The 13,979-nt window shown below is 64.4% G+C and carries 12 protein-coding genes; 3 read left to right on the plus strand and 9 right to left on the minus strand.

Annotation, left to right across the window (positions count from 1 at the left end; all coding sequences use genetic code 11):
* Positions 1 to 17 precede the first annotated feature (17 nt).
* The 4 genes from ACVK00_RS03530 to ACVK00_RS03545 all read right to left on the minus strand — a co-directional run bounded on the left by ACVK00_RS03530 (position 18) and on the right by ACVK00_RS03545 (position 3,648).
* Positions 18 to 488 carry a rhodanese-like domain-containing protein gene (locus ACVK00_RS03530; RefSeq protein ID WP_228908959.1) on the minus strand — a complete coding sequence of 157 codons (471 nt, stop codon included), beginning with the start codon at positions 486 to 488 and terminating at the stop codon, positions 18 to 20.
* 416 nt (positions 489 to 904) lie between these two features.
* Positions 905 to 2,308, minus strand: coding sequence for an amidase family protein (locus ACVK00_RS03535; protein ID WP_284891447.1), 1,404 nt, complete (start codon positions 2,306 to 2,308; stop codon positions 905 to 907).
* A gap of 109 nt (positions 2,309 to 2,417) precedes the next feature.
* Positions 2,418 to 3,209 carry an alpha/beta fold hydrolase gene (locus tag ACVK00_RS03540; RefSeq protein ID WP_284891446.1) on the minus strand — a complete coding sequence of 264 codons (792 nt, stop codon included), beginning with the start codon at positions 3,207 to 3,209 and terminating at the stop codon, positions 2,418 to 2,420.
* Between the two features lie 82 nt (positions 3,210 to 3,291).
* Positions 3,292 to 3,648 carry a DUF4148 domain-containing protein gene (locus tag ACVK00_RS03545; RefSeq protein WP_354123191.1) on the minus strand — a complete coding sequence of 119 codons (357 nt, stop codon included), beginning with the start codon at positions 3,646 to 3,648 and terminating at the stop codon, positions 3,292 to 3,294.
* Between the two features lie 562 nt (positions 3,649 to 4,210).
* Between ACVK00_RS03545 and ACVK00_RS03550 the strand changes: the two genes are divergently transcribed.
* The 3 genes from ACVK00_RS03550 to ACVK00_RS03560 all read left to right on the plus strand — a co-directional run bounded on the left by ACVK00_RS03550 (position 4,211) and on the right by ACVK00_RS03560 (position 9,561).
* Positions 4,211 to 6,523, plus strand: coding sequence for a T6SS effector phospholipase Tle3 domain-containing protein (locus tag ACVK00_RS03550; RefSeq protein WP_354123192.1), 2,313 nt, complete (start codon positions 4,211 to 4,213; stop codon positions 6,521 to 6,523).
* The gene (locus ACVK00_RS03555; protein ID WP_354123193.1) at positions 6,520 to 7,998 is read left to right on the plus strand and encodes a virulence factor; all 1,479 of its coding nucleotides are present in this window, start codon (positions 6,520 to 6,522) and stop codon (positions 7,996 to 7,998) included. Before ACVK00_RS03550 ends, ACVK00_RS03555 begins: the two co-directional genes overlap by 4 nt.
* Before the next feature lie 81 nt (positions 7,999 to 8,079).
* Entirely contained in the window at positions 8,080 to 9,561 is a 1,482-nt protein-coding gene (locus ACVK00_RS03560) for a virulence factor (protein WP_284898309.1), read from the plus strand.
* A 184-nt stretch (positions 9,562 to 9,745) separates the two neighbouring features.
* Here ACVK00_RS03560 and ACVK00_RS03565 read toward each other — a convergent pair whose 3' ends face one another.
* From ACVK00_RS03565 to ACVK00_RS03585, 5 genes are all read right to left on the minus strand, one after another.
* A complete protein-coding gene (locus tag ACVK00_RS03565; protein ID WP_228908955.1) occupies positions 9,746 to 10,282 on the minus strand; it encodes a cytochrome P460 family protein in 537 nt (178 codons plus the stop codon).
* The gene (locus ACVK00_RS03570) at positions 10,282 to 11,322 is read right to left on the minus strand and encodes an alpha/beta fold hydrolase (RefSeq protein WP_228908954.1); all 1,041 of its coding nucleotides are present in this window, start codon (positions 11,320 to 11,322) and stop codon (positions 10,282 to 10,284) included. The genes ACVK00_RS03565 and ACVK00_RS03570 overlap by 1 nt, the downstream gene beginning before the upstream one ends.
* Positions 11,323 to 11,634: 312 nt before the next feature.
* Positions 11,635 to 12,912, minus strand: coding sequence for an epoxide hydrolase family protein (locus tag ACVK00_RS03575; protein WP_006749613.1), 1,278 nt, complete (start codon positions 12,910 to 12,912; stop codon positions 11,635 to 11,637).
* 173 nt (positions 12,913 to 13,085) lie between these two features.
* Positions 13,086 to 13,682, minus strand: a complete 597-nt coding sequence (locus tag ACVK00_RS03580; protein ID WP_284898302.1) for a pyridoxamine 5'-phosphate oxidase family protein — start codon at positions 13,680 to 13,682, stop codon at positions 13,086 to 13,088.
* Positions 13,683 to 13,788: 106 nt separating this feature from the next.
* Positions 13,789 to 13,977: a hypothetical protein gene (locus ACVK00_RS03585; protein WP_284898299.1), complete on the minus strand. Its 189-nt coding sequence runs from the start codon at positions 13,975 to 13,977 to the stop codon at positions 13,789 to 13,791.
* Positions 13,978 to 13,979 lie beyond the last annotated feature (2 nt).

Here is a 13,979-nt window from a genome sequence, read left to right on the forward strand (position 1 = left end):
CCCGTAACAGCCGTGACTCAGTCCTGAGCCCACGGCAGGCCGCGATGGCGCCAGCCGTTCCGGCTGCCGCGATGCCGCTGTTCGTCGAGGTCGCCCTCGAACCCTTCGAGCACGTTGAATACCTGTGTGAAACCGCCTTTGGTCGCGGCTTCGGCCGCCTGCGCGGACCGGTTGCCGCTGCGGCAAAGCAACAGCACCACCGCGTCCTTGCCGGTCTTCGCTTCCAGTTCGCGCACGAAGCGCGGGTTGCGTGTCAGGCTCGTGCCGGTCGCCCACGGCACATGCAGCGACTCCGGCACGTGGCCGACGAATTTCCGTTCTTCCGCGGTGCGCACGTCGACCAGCAACGCGTCGCCGGCGGCGAACAGCGCCCACGCGGCTTGCGGCGCCACGCCGCCCGCGTAAGGCGTGCCAGCCGATGCGGCCGCCGCGCGCGCGGCGTCGAGCGCCTGCCGGGCAGCCGTTCGTTCTTCCAATGCAAACGTCATCACGCTTCCTCGTTCTCGCAGATTCGTATGATCAACAACGCCGGGATTGCGGCCTGCGCAGCTTGCGTGCTGTCTATAGCCGTCAGCCCGACTATGCGAGTGCGCTCGAGGAAGCAGAACCAATAAAAATTCATTTCCTAATCAGCGGCGCGCGAAATGCAATGGCAGACGCGCACAATCGGTGCGGGTTCACGCGGGGGATCTGGAGCGATGGCCGTTCGATGTCACGCATCGAAGGTTCTTGAAAGGATGGGCGACTGCGAAGTCAGGGACGATGCGGCACGCGATGCGCCGCACGTTGCGAGGGAATCCGAAATGGAATCGCGCGCCGGGTCCAACGGCGCGCGCTTGGATGGATCGATGAACGACAACCGACGGACGCGGTGCATCGCCGATGCACCACGCCCGTCGCCGCCTCAGACGATCGGATCGACCACGGTCACCGGCGCGCCGCGCGCCTCGATGTCGCGCCCCGCGAGCAAGCACAGATCCTCGCGATGATGCGCGGCGACCACCTGCACACCGACCGGCACGTTATTGACGATCCCCGTCGTCACCGCAAGCCCGGGTAGCCCCATCGCCGGCAGCGCACGCAGCGTGAGCTGCGCTTCCCATACGCGCTCGAACCCTTCCGGTCCTTGCCTGTCGAGATCGTCGGGGAACGGCAACTCCGACGACACAGGCAGCAGCAGCACCGCGTATTCATCGAGAAACAGCCGCCATTGCCGCGTCAGCGTCGTGCGCCGCACGAGCGCGCGGCTGATCACGTCGGCCGGCAGATCGCGCACCTTGCCGCGCACGGCGGCGATCACGGCGGCCGCGCCCGGGTCGCCGTCGCTCGCGACCGCGTTCGTCAACGCGTCGAATCCGTCGCCAAGCCAGAGCTGCTCCTGCAACAACGCGGCCTCGCGCATCGGCGGCGTGTCGTCGATTTCATCGACGGTCCACCCTGCATCGACGAGCCGGCGCGCGGCATCGCGCAACGCGGCCTCGACTTCGGGCACGACCTGCAGGCCACCCGGCCGCACGCACAGCGCTGCTCGCTTCGGCGCCGCACGGCCTTCGAACGGCACCGGCACGTACCACGGGTCGCGCGGGTCCGGCGCGGCGAACGCTCGCAGCGCCAGCGCGAGATCGTCGATCGTGCGCGCGATCGGCCCCGTCGTCGACATCAACTGCGCGCCGATCGCACGCTCGGGCGACGACGCATTGAACGCCGGCACGCGTCCGAGCGACGGCCGGATCCCGTGCACGCCGCATGCGTAAGCCGGATAGCGCACCGAGCCGCCGATGTCGGTGCCGACCGCGAGCGGGCCGATCCCGGCGGCCACGGCAGCCGCCGCGCCGCCGCTCGATCCGCCCGGCGTCAGCGACCGATTACGCGGATTGTACGTATGGCCGTGCACGAGATTCGATGTGAACCAGCGCAGCGCGAACGTCGGCGAATTGCTGCGGCCGAGCAGCACCGCGCCGGCCTTCCTCAGGTTCGAGACCGACGGGCTGTCGGCGCTCGCGATCAGGTTTTCCTGCAGGCGCGTGCCGTTGGTCGTCGCGAACGCCGCGACGTCGACGTTGATCTTCACGGTCACGGGCACGCCGGCGAGCGGCCCCGGATCGTCGCCGCGCGCGATCGCGCGATCGACTTCGTCGGCTTGCCGCCGCACGTCGTCGGGGCGATGCTCGACCACCGCGTTGATCGCCGGGTTCACCGCATCGAGACGGGCCAGCGTCGCATCCGCCACTTCCCGCGCGGACACTTCACGTTGCCGCACCCGCTTCGCGATTTCAGTCGCCGACAGTTGCCAGAGTTGCTGCGTCATCAGAATGTGCTCCGAGAAACTCCGCCATTTCCCCCAAGGGGACTTCCTTCGGGGCGGATGGCGGGAAGGAAAGGCGCCGCGCGCCATTCGCATCGCGGCGCCGCATCGCTCACTGCGTATCGTGCTTCGCACGCTCCGCGGCCGCGATGATCGCGTCGGCCACGGCCTTCGGCTGGCTCAACATCGAGACGTGGCTGCCGTTCACACGCGTGACCGTCGCACCGATCCGCTTCGCCATCGCCTCCTGCAGCTTCGGATCGATCATCCGGTCCTGCGTCGCGACGACGAACGACGACGGCTTCTCATGCCACGCGGCCTGCGTGACCTTCTGCGAAATACAGCCACCGTACCACGGCCCTTGCGTCGCCGCGACGACGCGCTGCTGCGCGGGCGACAGGTCCGGCGCGAAATCCTGCGCGATCGCCTTGTCCGACAGCGTCGCGAAACCGCCCGAGTCCTTGCGCAGCTCGCCGGCCCACGCCGGCGCCGGCAGCCCCTGCGTGACGTCGGCGATCGACTGGCCGTTGTCCGGCGCGAACGCGGCAACATAGACGAGCGACTTCACCTTGTCGTCGTTGCCCGCATCGCTGATCACGACGCCGGCCCACGAATGGCCGACCAGCACGACGGGCCCCTTCTGCTCGTCGATCGCGCGCTTCGTCGCGGCGGCATCGTCGGCGAGCGAGCTCAGCGGATTCTGCACCGCTACGACATGCAGGCCGCGCGCCTCGAGCAGCGGAATCACGCGGTTCCAGCTCGACCCGTCGGCGAACGCGCCGTGCACCAGCACGACGTTCGTGCCTTTCAGGTCTTCCTTCGGCGCAGCTTGCGCCGTGACCGCACCGAACAGCCCGCCGAGCACCGCCGCGGACACCAGCACCCGTTTCGTCAAACCGACCATCGTCTTGCTCCTTCCTGTCGTGTTGTCCATCTGAAATGTTTACGATGCGGCCGCGCCGGCGCTCGGCAGGCGCGGCAGCGGATCACGAATGCGCGTACAGGCCGTCGGCGGCGCCCGTGCGTCCGTCGCGGGCAGCGCCCGTATCGGCCGCGGCGTAGCGGGCGGCCGGCACCGACGCGGCGGCGACGTTGTCGCCCTGCGACTTCGACGGACCGTTCTGGTCCGAGCGCGCGACCTGCTGCGCGGCGACGGCGTTCTCCGCGGCAGCGATATCGTCCGGGTAATTGGCTTCGCCGCTGGCCGGGCTGTAGCCGGCCTTCTCGAGCCGGACGAGATCGGCGCGCACATCGGCACGCGTGAGGCCGTGGCCGGTATCGGCGAACGACAATGCGGGGATCGAAGCGAGGACGGCAACGGCGACGATTCGAGCGACTTTCATGAGTGTTCTCCTGGAAGGAAATGGGTGTGTCGATCATTCGGCATCCGATCCAGATGGCTGGCATCGAACGTTTCCTGCATGTCGACAGTAGAACCCGCTCACGTATCCGGCATGTTTCCGAACCATGGTTTCAGTGCAATCCGATGTTTCCGGAGCGGCGATAGATACAGTGCGATACAAACTCGTCGGTTTCGCCACGCAAGCACGGACAACAGCGAATTAATCGTTGAAAGATACAGACAAAATGTTGTACGCGGTGCGTCAAACGGCTGCCTCGCCGGATGACGGGCCTCGCAGTCGCTACGGAGTGAAGGCAGCGCCGCGCTCGCGGCGCTCTTTGCGTGACGAAGCCATGCGACGGATTTCCGCTCGGAAACACATTCTGACAATTTTCGTTCGTCGCCATCGCGCTCGGCGCGCATTTTCCGGCATCCGTGCTTTCCACTCACACCGATTCGATATGCTTGCGGCCTCGTTTCAGTTCTCCATTGATTCGGATACTTATCGATTCGTTTCGTACGTCCGATAACGGGGACGGTGTTTGAGATGTTCAGGAGTTTGGATGGCCGATTCACTTCTCGATCCGCGATCGGTGGCACATGCTCGCAACGACGAACCCGCGGCAACAGTCGCTCCGCTGAACGTGGCCGCATCGCGTCCGGCACCGCCGCCGATCGTGGTCGGCCGCGGCGAAGGCGTGACGAGGTTTGTAAAGAACACGCCGCTGATCTGCGTCAAGCAATTGCCGTTGCCCGGCATCGTGATCTTCGTGCACGGCGTGAACTCGGAGGGCGAATGGTTCGATGCAGCGGAGCACGGGCTGTGCAACGGGATGAATCGCAGGCTCGGGCGTCTGGACGATCAGATGATGTATCACGGCATCGACGCGGGGCAGCTGACGCCCGCGAAGTACACGGAAAGCGTGACGCCGGATGGGTTCTTGAATCCGAAGCTTTGGTCCGGTGACTACATCAAACCCGAGCCGTCGTTTTCGCCTGTCATTCATTTCCGATGGGGCTATCGGGCGACCGCGGCCGAACTGAAGGAATACGGCGACAAGATCTTTCTGAACGAGAAGGACTATTGGGGCGGTGGTCCGTTCACGAACGGCTGTGCAAGCCTGCCCGATCTCTGGCACGGCGGTCTGGATGATCGAACGATGGGGTGGATGACTGTGCAAGGCATCAATCCGACCAATCGGCCGCTGTACCGCGCGCCGCCTCGCGCGTATGGCGTACTCGCGGCGTTGCGACTGGCCCGGCTGATCGAGTCGATTCGCCGCATGCAGGCTGATGTACCGATTACCGTCGTATGTCATAGCCAGGGCAACATCGTGGGACTGACAGCAGCGTTCTTTGGCGACGCCTTCCCCGATGTCGAAGATCCGTGGGGGCGGACCGGACATTGCGTGGCAGATGCCTACGTATTGGCGAATGCGCCGTATAGCCTTGCGAATGCGGACGGCCCGTACAAATCCGACACGTTCATGGATTCATGGTCGCAACGCGCGACGAAGGACGCGAGCGGTCAGCGCGGAAGGCAGACCTACGCCGCGCGCACGAAGACATTCGGCACGTTTCTATCGATCATCGGCGCTCGCAGGGAGCACGAGTTGCTGGCAAGCAAGATCGATGAGGACATGGCAAACGAGCGGGTATCGCCGACGAGCAACCGGTCGTATACAGCACAAGAGGATCGCGCGAGGCATGGCTTGAATGGGTCGACGTATGGGCGCGTCTCCGCGTATTGCTGTCCGCACGATCAGGTGATTTCAGCGGTAACGGTGCAAGGCATCGGGTGGCGCGGGATCGGCAAGCACGAACTCGGCGATATCGGTGCCGCAGGCATTCTGACGCAGCGGGTGTTCGCATCGGGTTTCCCGATCGGCGTGCAGAAACCCTACCGATATTGGGAAGACGATTGGCGGCATGGCAAGCAAGGAACGAAACCAGGCTTCTGGTATCCGCCATCGCCACCCGCCAAATTCAATCTGATCGGTGCGCTCAAGGGTAATGAGTCGGTCTTGGGCGTGGCCGCTACGCTCGTAACAGCGCCCCTGATGTTCGTCGTGACCGGAATCAGTTCGGCGTTGAACATGCTCCGAGTGAACGCCGATCCGCCGAAAGGCTGGACGGTGGTGGCGGATGCGCCGGCCCTTGACGAGCCTTTCCCGCCACAGGCGTTGCGATTCGGCAAGCCCGTCGAAACAAAGGACGGCGACGCAGTCAGCGACTTCAACGAAGGCAACGATCCACCAGCCGCATGGCGCGACGCGAGCAAAGCCGATGCGGACAAGCGGGCCGATGATCCGTACGACCAGTACAACGCAAAGAACGCGGATAGCGTCGCGCAAGGTACAGCGGAAACGGAAGCCGGACAGCGCTATGAAGATCGCGCGTTGATGCGCATGGAAGCGCGTCGAACGCTGAATACGGAATGGTTTGATAGCGACGGCCACGTGATCGGCGAGGACGGCAAAAGCGCCGTGCCGGAGGGCTACAAGGAATGGCGAGACAAGCAGATTGTCGACTGGCTCGATCGCGGTGCGACCAATAGCCCAACCAACCACTCTACGACGATGACCAATCCCGAGCATGCCGAGAAGGCACTTGCGTATGACGTTGCGGTGGGCTTGTGCTACCTGACGGACAAGCAACTTAAATCGCTGCGCATTGAGGCGGATTGGCGGATGGGGGACGGGGCTCCTTTGAATGATCCGAACAAGACGTATACCGACTATTTTGCATCGGGCACCCTCGATCGTATGCCTCTCCACCAATGGGTACACGCCGAGAACGGCGAAGGAACGATGCCGACCGCGATCGTGGATGAACGTGAAGGTCCACTCTATTTGAAGGCCGGGAGTGTCGTATGAAGACGCTGATCGCTACATGGCCGCGACGCGTCGCCATCGCCGTTTCGATTTGGCTCATTACCACCGTGCTCATGGCCTCTCTGATGGCGCACGTCGGACAACCCGACCCGGCACATTTGGAGATAGGAGATTGGATGAAACGATTCTTAGTCGTACCGAGCCTGGCTGCGCTCATGGTGTTCCTGTTCACCACGGCCATCGCACGCTCGGTACATGCCGCACCTGTCAACGCGTTAGAGAATTCATCGTCATCAGTCGAAGAGCCGGCCAAGCCGTTCGTCGCGCAGGTTGTCGGCCTGATGTGGTTGAATCCGTTGCAACGTATGGACTACCCGACCGAATGGCAATTGTTGTGGGCACAGGGACTTGCGGCGCCCAACAAGAATGACGATATGGTCCGCACGGACCCAAAGTCTTTTACCACGCTGCAATCGGTAGCTGGCATCGCATACGGCAACGAGGGAGAAGAATCGTTCAAGGGCTTCTACGCCAAGTACATCGATAAATTCATCCTACTGCTGCGCGCGCGCTATTTCAGCAACGCGAAGTATTTCTACACAGTAGGTTCCGAGCAGCAAAGTGATTGGCGTGAACTCGCTGGCATGCACGTCGAAGCTGCCATTCCGCCCCGACTTGATCCGACCTTTGCCCGGTCGCGCATGGGCGATCGGATGATGAATTTTTTCGAAATCGGCCCGCCATCCCCTAAGTCTCTTTGGAGCCGCGACACGCCCCCCGATATTCAGATCACGCAAGGCGGCGCGAACGCCGGCTTCACATCACTGAACAACGCGTTGGACTACTTGCAGGCAAACCCCGACAAGACCGCGTGGGCAATGAACTGGGATGCCCCGAACTTCCCGCCCACGGACGCCCAGATCAACGAAAACCTTGTCGTGTTGTTCCTCGCCGGCCCCAACTTCAACACCGAGCGGGAACCACTCGCCTGGATCGGCAAGGCCGCGGCCGGCGACACGAAAGCATTCGCGCCGAAGGTCGGCACGACCCGTGCTGTACAGGCGTGGAAAGCCACGATCGACGAAGCCGCGCGCAATGCAGGTGTCGCGTCCACCGACCTCCAGTACATCTTCCACGACGCGGGTAAAGGCAGCGATGAAGCGTCGGCACGCCTTGTTTCACTCGCACGGACGTTGACCGAAACGCTTCCGGAATACGATCACCAGAAGCAGACCTTCAACACCGCCGGACTGCTCGGCGACATGGGAACCGGCAGCGCATTGACCGACGTCGCGCTGGCGATCGGCCGGATCAACCACTCCGGCGGCAACGCGTTGGTCGCCGGCACGACCGACGCTGAACACCCCGTCGCGGTCGTCGTCAGGCCGCCGTCCAAGCTCACGCCGATCGATCCGAATCAGGACTGGTTCCGCGCCCGCGGCGGAAACAACGCCTACCTGCCGTGGTGGGGGCGCAGACACGATGTCGATTACGGCATGCAGGGCTATTCCTGGTGATGCAGACCGGCACTGAGACGCAGGACCGACGATCACGGATGAACGTGAAGGCGAGTTTTATCTGAAGGTCGGGGGGTTCGTATGAAGCCCCTGCTCGGCACGTGGCCGCGACGCGTCGCCGTCGCCGTTTTGACATGGCTGATCGCCACCGTCCTCATGGCCTCTCTGATGGTGCATGTCGAACAACCCGACCCGGCACATTTGGAAATAGGAGATTGGATGAAACGTTTTTTTGTCGTACCTGGCTTGGCCGCGCTGACGGTGTTTCTGTTCACCACGGCCATCATGCGTCCAGCACAAGCCGCCCCTGTTCCAGAGCCCGCGGGCATTGCAGCGCCAGCAGCCGAAGCGCCGGCCAAGCCGTTCGTCGCGCAGGTTGTCGGCCTGATGTGGTTGAATCCGTTGCAACGTATGGACTATCCAACCGAATGGCAATTGTTGTGGACACAGGGGCTTGCCGCTCCCAACAAGAATGACGATATGGTCCGCACCGACCCGAAGTCCTTTACCACCCTGCAGTCGGTAGCTGGCATCGCATACGGCAACGAAGGCGAAGAGACGTTCAAGGGCTTCTATCACAAGTACGTGAGAAAGTTTCTCGTGTTGACGCGTTCGCGCTACTTCGCGAACGCGAGCTATTTCTACACCGTGAAATCCGAGAATCCCAAAGATTGGCGCGAGCTTGCCGGAATACATATCGAGCTCGCACTGCCTCCAAGGCTTTATCCGATCGACGCGAAGACGTACTTTATCAATGAGTTTCTCCAATGCTTCGAAATCGGTCCGCCATCACCCAAGACCCTTTGGAGCCGCGACACGCCCCCCGATATCCAGATCACGCAAGGCGGCGCAAACGCTGGCTTTACATCGCTGAACAACGCGTTGGACTACTTGCAGGCAAACCCCGACAAGACCGCGTGGGCAATGAACTGGGACGCCCCGAACTTCCCGCCCACGGATGCGCAGATCAACGAAAACCTTGTCGTGCTGTTCCTCGCCGGCCCCAACTTCAACACCGAGCGGGAACCACTCGCCTGGATCGGCAAGGCCGCGGCCGGCGACACGAAAGCATTCGCGCCGAAGGTCGGCACGACCCGTGCTGTACAGGCGTGGAAAGCCACGATCGACGAAGCCGCGCGCAATGCAGGTGTCGCGTCCACCGACCTCCAGTACATCTTCCACGACGCGGGTAAAGGCAGCGATGAAGCGTCGGCACGCCTTGTTTCACTCGCACGGACGTTGACCGAAACGCTTCCGGAATACGATCACCAGAAGCAGACCTTCAACACCGCCGGACTGCTCGGCGACATGGGAACCGGCAGCGCATTGACCGACGTCGCGCTGGCGATCGGCCGGATCAACCACTCCGGCGGCAACGCGTTGGTCGCCGGCACGACCGACGCTGAACACCCCGTCGCGGTCGTCGTCAGGCCGCCGTCCAAGCTCACGCCGATCGATCCGAATCAGGACTGGTTCCGCGCGCGCGGCGGAAACAACGCCTACCTGCCGTGGTGGGGCCGCAGACACGATACCGATTACGGGATGCAGGGCTATTCGTGGTGATGCAAGCGACTCAGCGACGCGATCCGTGCAACCGGGTTCGCGCCGCCGCGTCATCAAGCGGAACGACCTGAACGCGAGGAATCATCCAGGCGGTCGGGTCCAACCCGGCTCGGCGTAGTTCCACTCAAATTCCCGCCGACGATGGCACGGCAATGAAGCGTGCATCCTGACGTACACACGCCCATCAAGGCGCCAACCGCGTGAACACGAAGTCATGATTCTTCACGCGCGCCTGGTGACACGCGAAGCACGTCTGATGCTGACCGATATCGGCCGGCACGCCGTTGATGAAGCGCCCGAAGCCCCAGCCGCCCGTCGACGCATAGCGACGCGAATCCTTCACCATCACCTGCACGGTGGTCGCCTGGCCCGGCACGGTCGCCGGCGGGAACTCGTCCGATTGCTTGCGCTTGTACGCAAGCTTCACGAGGATCGTGCCGTCCGGAAACGGCAGCGTCGACTTTTCGAGCGCACGCATCGCGACGGGATTGCCGAGCACCACGCGCAATTCGTCGAGCGGCGCCGCTTCCTCGGCCGGCGCGACCATTTCCCACTTCCGGTAGCCGGGCGGGATCGTCACGCCGTAGATCGGCGACGCGGCCGGCTTCGGCTGCTCCGCGAACGCGGCCGGGCCGCTCGCCGACAACGCGCCGGCCAGCAACGCGCCCGCGACGAGCGCACGGCGCGCGCCGTGACGCACAACACCGGTACGCGCCCGCATCACAGATGCTCCACTTGCAGGATCGCATCGGCGAACGCCTGCGGCGCTTCCTGCGGCAGGTTGTGGCCGATGCCGCCGGTGATCGTGCGGTGCTGGTACTTGCCGGTGAACTTCTTCGCATACGCGGCCGGGGCCGGATGCGGTGCGCCGTTCGCATCGCCTTCCATCGTGATCGTCGGCACGGTGATGACCGGGCCGGCCGCGAGCCGCCGCTCGATGTCGTCGTATTTCGCTTCGCCCTTCGCGAGACCGAGGCGCCAGCGATAGTTGTGGATCACGACCGCCACGTGGTCGGGATTCTGGAACGATGCGGCGCTGCGCGCATAGGTCTCGTCGGAGAACTGCCACTTCGGCGACGCGAGCCGCCAGATCAGCTTGTTGAACGCATCGAGGTTCTCCGCATAGCCGAGCGCGCCGCGCTCGGTCGAGAAGTAGAACTGATACCACCACTGGAGTTCGGCCTGCGGCGGCAGCGGCTTGCTGTTCGCCTGCTGGCTGCCGATCAGATAGCCGCTCACCGACACCAGCCCCTTCACGCGCTGCGGCCACAGCGCCGCGATGACGTCGGCCGTGCGTGCGCCCCAGTCGTAGCCGCCGAACACCGCATGGTCGATCTTCAGCGCATCCATCAGCGCGACGATGTCGACGGCCGTCACCGCCTGCTGGCCGTTGCGCAGCGTGTCGGCCGAGCGGAACGTCGTCGATCCGTAGCCGCGCAGGTACGGCACGATCACGCGATAGCCGGCCGCCGTGAGCAGCGGCGCGACGTCCGCGTAGCTGTAGATGTCGTACGGCCAGCCGTGCAGCAGGAACACGACGGGGCCGTTCTTCGGCCCGAGGTCCGCATACCCGACGTTCAGCACGCCCGCATCGATCTGGTGGATGGTGCCGAGCGACGCCGCGCCGGCCGCGCGGCTCGTCGGGGCATCGGGCGCGGACTGCGCGTGCGCCAGCGAGCCGAAGCCGAGGTCGGCGAGGCTCAGGCTTGCGATTGTCGTACCCAGGATCAGGCGGCGGCGGCTATTCACGGTATCAGGCATGACTCGTTCTCCATTGTCGATCGCTAAGTAAGGAGCCCACGGCAAGTGCGGGCGCTCCGGTATCGCCGTTCACGCCGGCCGCGCATCGCTTCGCGCCGCCGTGTGAATCGCTTCACCGGATTTATATCCGAACCATCCGGACGCTTTGTATCCCAACGTATCTGTGTTCGGATACGACACAGAGCGATTCAAAAAACGCCCGCGAGGCGGTGCGTTTCGGGGGCCGCGCAACACACGCGCCCCCATGCACCGATGCGGCGACGAACGCAGGCCGGCATCGCAACCGGCCCGCGCGCGCCCGTCGAGCCGCGCTTACGCGCGACGCAACGGCCGGAACCCGGCACGCACTTCGCGTGCGAACAGTTCCGGCTCTTCCCATGCCGCGAAATGGCCGCCCTTGTCGACTTCGTTGAAGTAGATCAGGTTGTGATAGCTGCGCTCGGCCCAGCTGCGCGGCGCCTGATAGATCTCGCCGGGAAACACCGTGATCGCGGCCGGCAGCGAGATGTCCACCGCGTTGAAGTTGTTCGAGTGATCCTCCCAGTAGATCTGCGCGGAGGACGTCGCCGTGTTGGTCAGCCAGTACAACGAAATGTCGTCGAGAATCTCGTCACGCGGAATCGAACGTTCGGGGACGCCGCCGCTGTAGGTCCACTGCGAGATCTTGTCGTACATCCACGCGGCCTGCCCCGACGGCGAATCGGCGAGCGCGTAGCCGACCGTCTGCGGACGCGTGACCATCATCGCCGAGTAGCCGCAGTTGTCGCGATAGAACGTCGCGAGCTTCTCGTACGCGGCCTTCTCCTTCGGCGACAGCGATGCCGGGGCCGGCGCGTCGACCTGGAGCAGCGTCGCGATGTCCGGCGGCACCGTCGCCGGCATGTTCACGTGAATCCCGGCCAGGCCCTGCACGCGCTGCATCGCCATCCGGTGCGAGATCACCGAGCCGCAGTCGCCGCCCTGCGACACGAAGCGCGTATAGCCGAGGCGCGCCATCAGCTCGCCCCATGCGCGGGCGATGTGGTCCGAGCCCCAGCCCGTCTTCGTCGGGCGGCCCGAGAAACCGAAGCCCGGCAGCGACGGCACGACGACGTGGAACGCATCGTCGGCGCTCGCACCGTGCGCGGTCGGGTCGGTCAGCGGGCCGATCGCCTTCACCAGCTCGAAGACCGAACCGGGCCAGCCGTGCGTCATGATCATCGGCATCGCATTCGCGTGCCGCGACCGGACGTGGATGAAGTGAATGTCGAGCCCGTCGATTTCCGTGATGAACATCGGGAAGCCATTCAGGCGCGCCTCGCCCTTGCGCCAGTCGTAGTCGGTGCCCCAGTAGCGCAGCAGCGCCTGCATGCGCGCGAGCCGCACGCCCTGCGATTCGTCGGCGACGGTCTCGCGGCCCGGCCAGCGGGTCGCGGTGATGCGGCGGCGCAGGTCGACCAGTGCGTCATCGGGGATATGGGCGGTGAACGGGCGTATGCCGGTGTCGCCGGTTGCCGCATGCAGCGCGGTGGGCAGCATCGCGGATACACCCGCGGCCACGGACGTGGCCAGCAGGTGCCGACGCATCGGGGAAAACGGTGTGGAAGACATCGCTCGGCATCTCCTTTCGTGAGGTTGAAAGTGAACATGCCGCGCGCCCGGGCGCGCCTTTGCTTTCATTTGGGCGCGCGGCGGTCACGCGGCGGTCACCCATTTGAAAGGTCTGATGTATCCGGGATGTGTCTGATTTGTACGCGTTTGTAGCAGGCGTGCGAACGTCGACGTCAGGGGGCGATCCAGCGGCCTGCGTAGCCGTCGTCGTTCACGTCGAATACCGCGCGGCGATGACCACCGCGGGCAAGTTCGAGCCAGTCGATGCGCGTCACCGTGACGTGGACGAGGCAGAAGTTCCGATAGCCGCCGTCGATGGGAGCCTCGCCCGGGCTTGGCGTGATGTGCGCCTCTTCAGGCGACTCGATCGGCGTGCCCGGACGCAACGGTGCGCGATACAGCACCAACGTATGTGGGCGGCTCGATTGCCAGATCGCGCGCCGTTGCGCTTCGTCGTCGCAGATCGACGCAACGCCTTCCGCGCGGATCTGCACGAGCGCGTCGAGATCGTTCGCGACGACGGCGATGCGAGGATCGCGGCGCAACTCCGCCACCTTCTCCGAGCGCGCATCCGTATGGAACGCCAGCAGACGATCGGCTCGGCTCACTTGCCGCAACACGATCGTACGCACCTTCGGCGCGCCGTCGAGGCCGAGCGTCGCGGCCTGCACCATCGTGAACGGCGAGCGCTGCGTGCCGACGCCGGACTCGAGGCACGACCAGAGACGGTCGTAGGTTTGCGGGAGCGATTCGGAAGCGGGATCGGACATGATGGCGCGACTATCTTGCGGGATTCGGTCGCGCTAGCTTAACCGTTTCGGCGGCGCAGCTCGCGGTGCCCGCATGGCTTTCGTTGCAAACCCGCCGCCGCGCGGTTCAGTTATAGCCGAGGACGACCGGTGCGGCGTCGCCCCTGTCGGTCGAATCCGCGCCGAAGCGGCCGAGCACGTCCGCGACGTATTGCGGCCCCGCGCCGATCTGCGACGACTTGTGCTCGACGGGACGGATATCGGCCATGCCCGGCGCTTCATCCAGCCATGCGGTGTCGTTGATGATGATGCTCATGG

The organism is Burkholderia sp. PvR073 (assembly GCF_054055695.1).

Excerpts from the sequence above, each read along its gene's own strand:
- ACVK00_RS03530 (WP_228908959.1), bottom strand. The coding sequence starts at position 488 with ATGACGTTTGCATTGGAAGAACGAACGGCTGCCCGGCAGGCGCTCGAC.
- ACVK00_RS03535 (WP_284891447.1), bottom strand. The coding sequence starts at position 2,308 with ATGACGCAGCAACTCTGGCAACTGTCGGCGACTGAAATCGCGAAGCGG.
- ACVK00_RS03540 (WP_284891446.1), bottom strand. The coding sequence starts at position 3,209 with ATGGTCGGTTTGACGAAACGGGTGCTGGTGTCCGCGGCGGTGCTCGGC.
- ACVK00_RS03545 (WP_354123191.1), bottom strand. The coding sequence starts at position 3,648 with ATGAAAGTCGCTCGAATCGTCGCCGTTGCCGTCCTCGCTTCGATCCCC.
- ACVK00_RS03550 (WP_354123192.1), top strand. The coding sequence starts at position 4,211 with ATGGCCGATTCACTTCTCGATCCGCGATCGGTGGCACATGCTCGCAAC.
- ACVK00_RS03555 (WP_354123193.1), top strand. The coding sequence starts at position 6,520 with ATGAAGACGCTGATCGCTACATGGCCGCGACGCGTCGCCATCGCCGTT.
- ACVK00_RS03560 (WP_284898309.1), top strand. The coding sequence starts at position 8,080 with ATGAAGCCCCTGCTCGGCACGTGGCCGCGACGCGTCGCCGTCGCCGTT.
- ACVK00_RS03565 (WP_228908955.1), bottom strand. The coding sequence starts at position 10,282 with ATGCGGGCGCGTACCGGTGTTGTGCGTCACGGCGCGCGCCGTGCGCTC.
- ACVK00_RS03570 (WP_228908954.1), bottom strand. The coding sequence starts at position 11,322 with ATGCCTGATACCGTGAATAGCCGCCGCCGCCTGATCCTGGGTACGACA.
- ACVK00_RS03575 (WP_006749613.1), bottom strand. The coding sequence starts at position 12,912 with ATGTCTTCCACACCGTTTTCCCCGATGCGTCGGCACCTGCTGGCCACG.
- ACVK00_RS03580 (WP_284898302.1), bottom strand. The coding sequence starts at position 13,682 with ATGTCCGATCCCGCTTCCGAATCGCTCCCGCAAACCTACGACCGTCTC.
- ACVK00_RS03585 (WP_284898299.1), bottom strand. The coding sequence starts at position 13,977 with ATGAGCATCATCATCAACGACACCGCATGGCTGGATGAAGCGCCGGGC.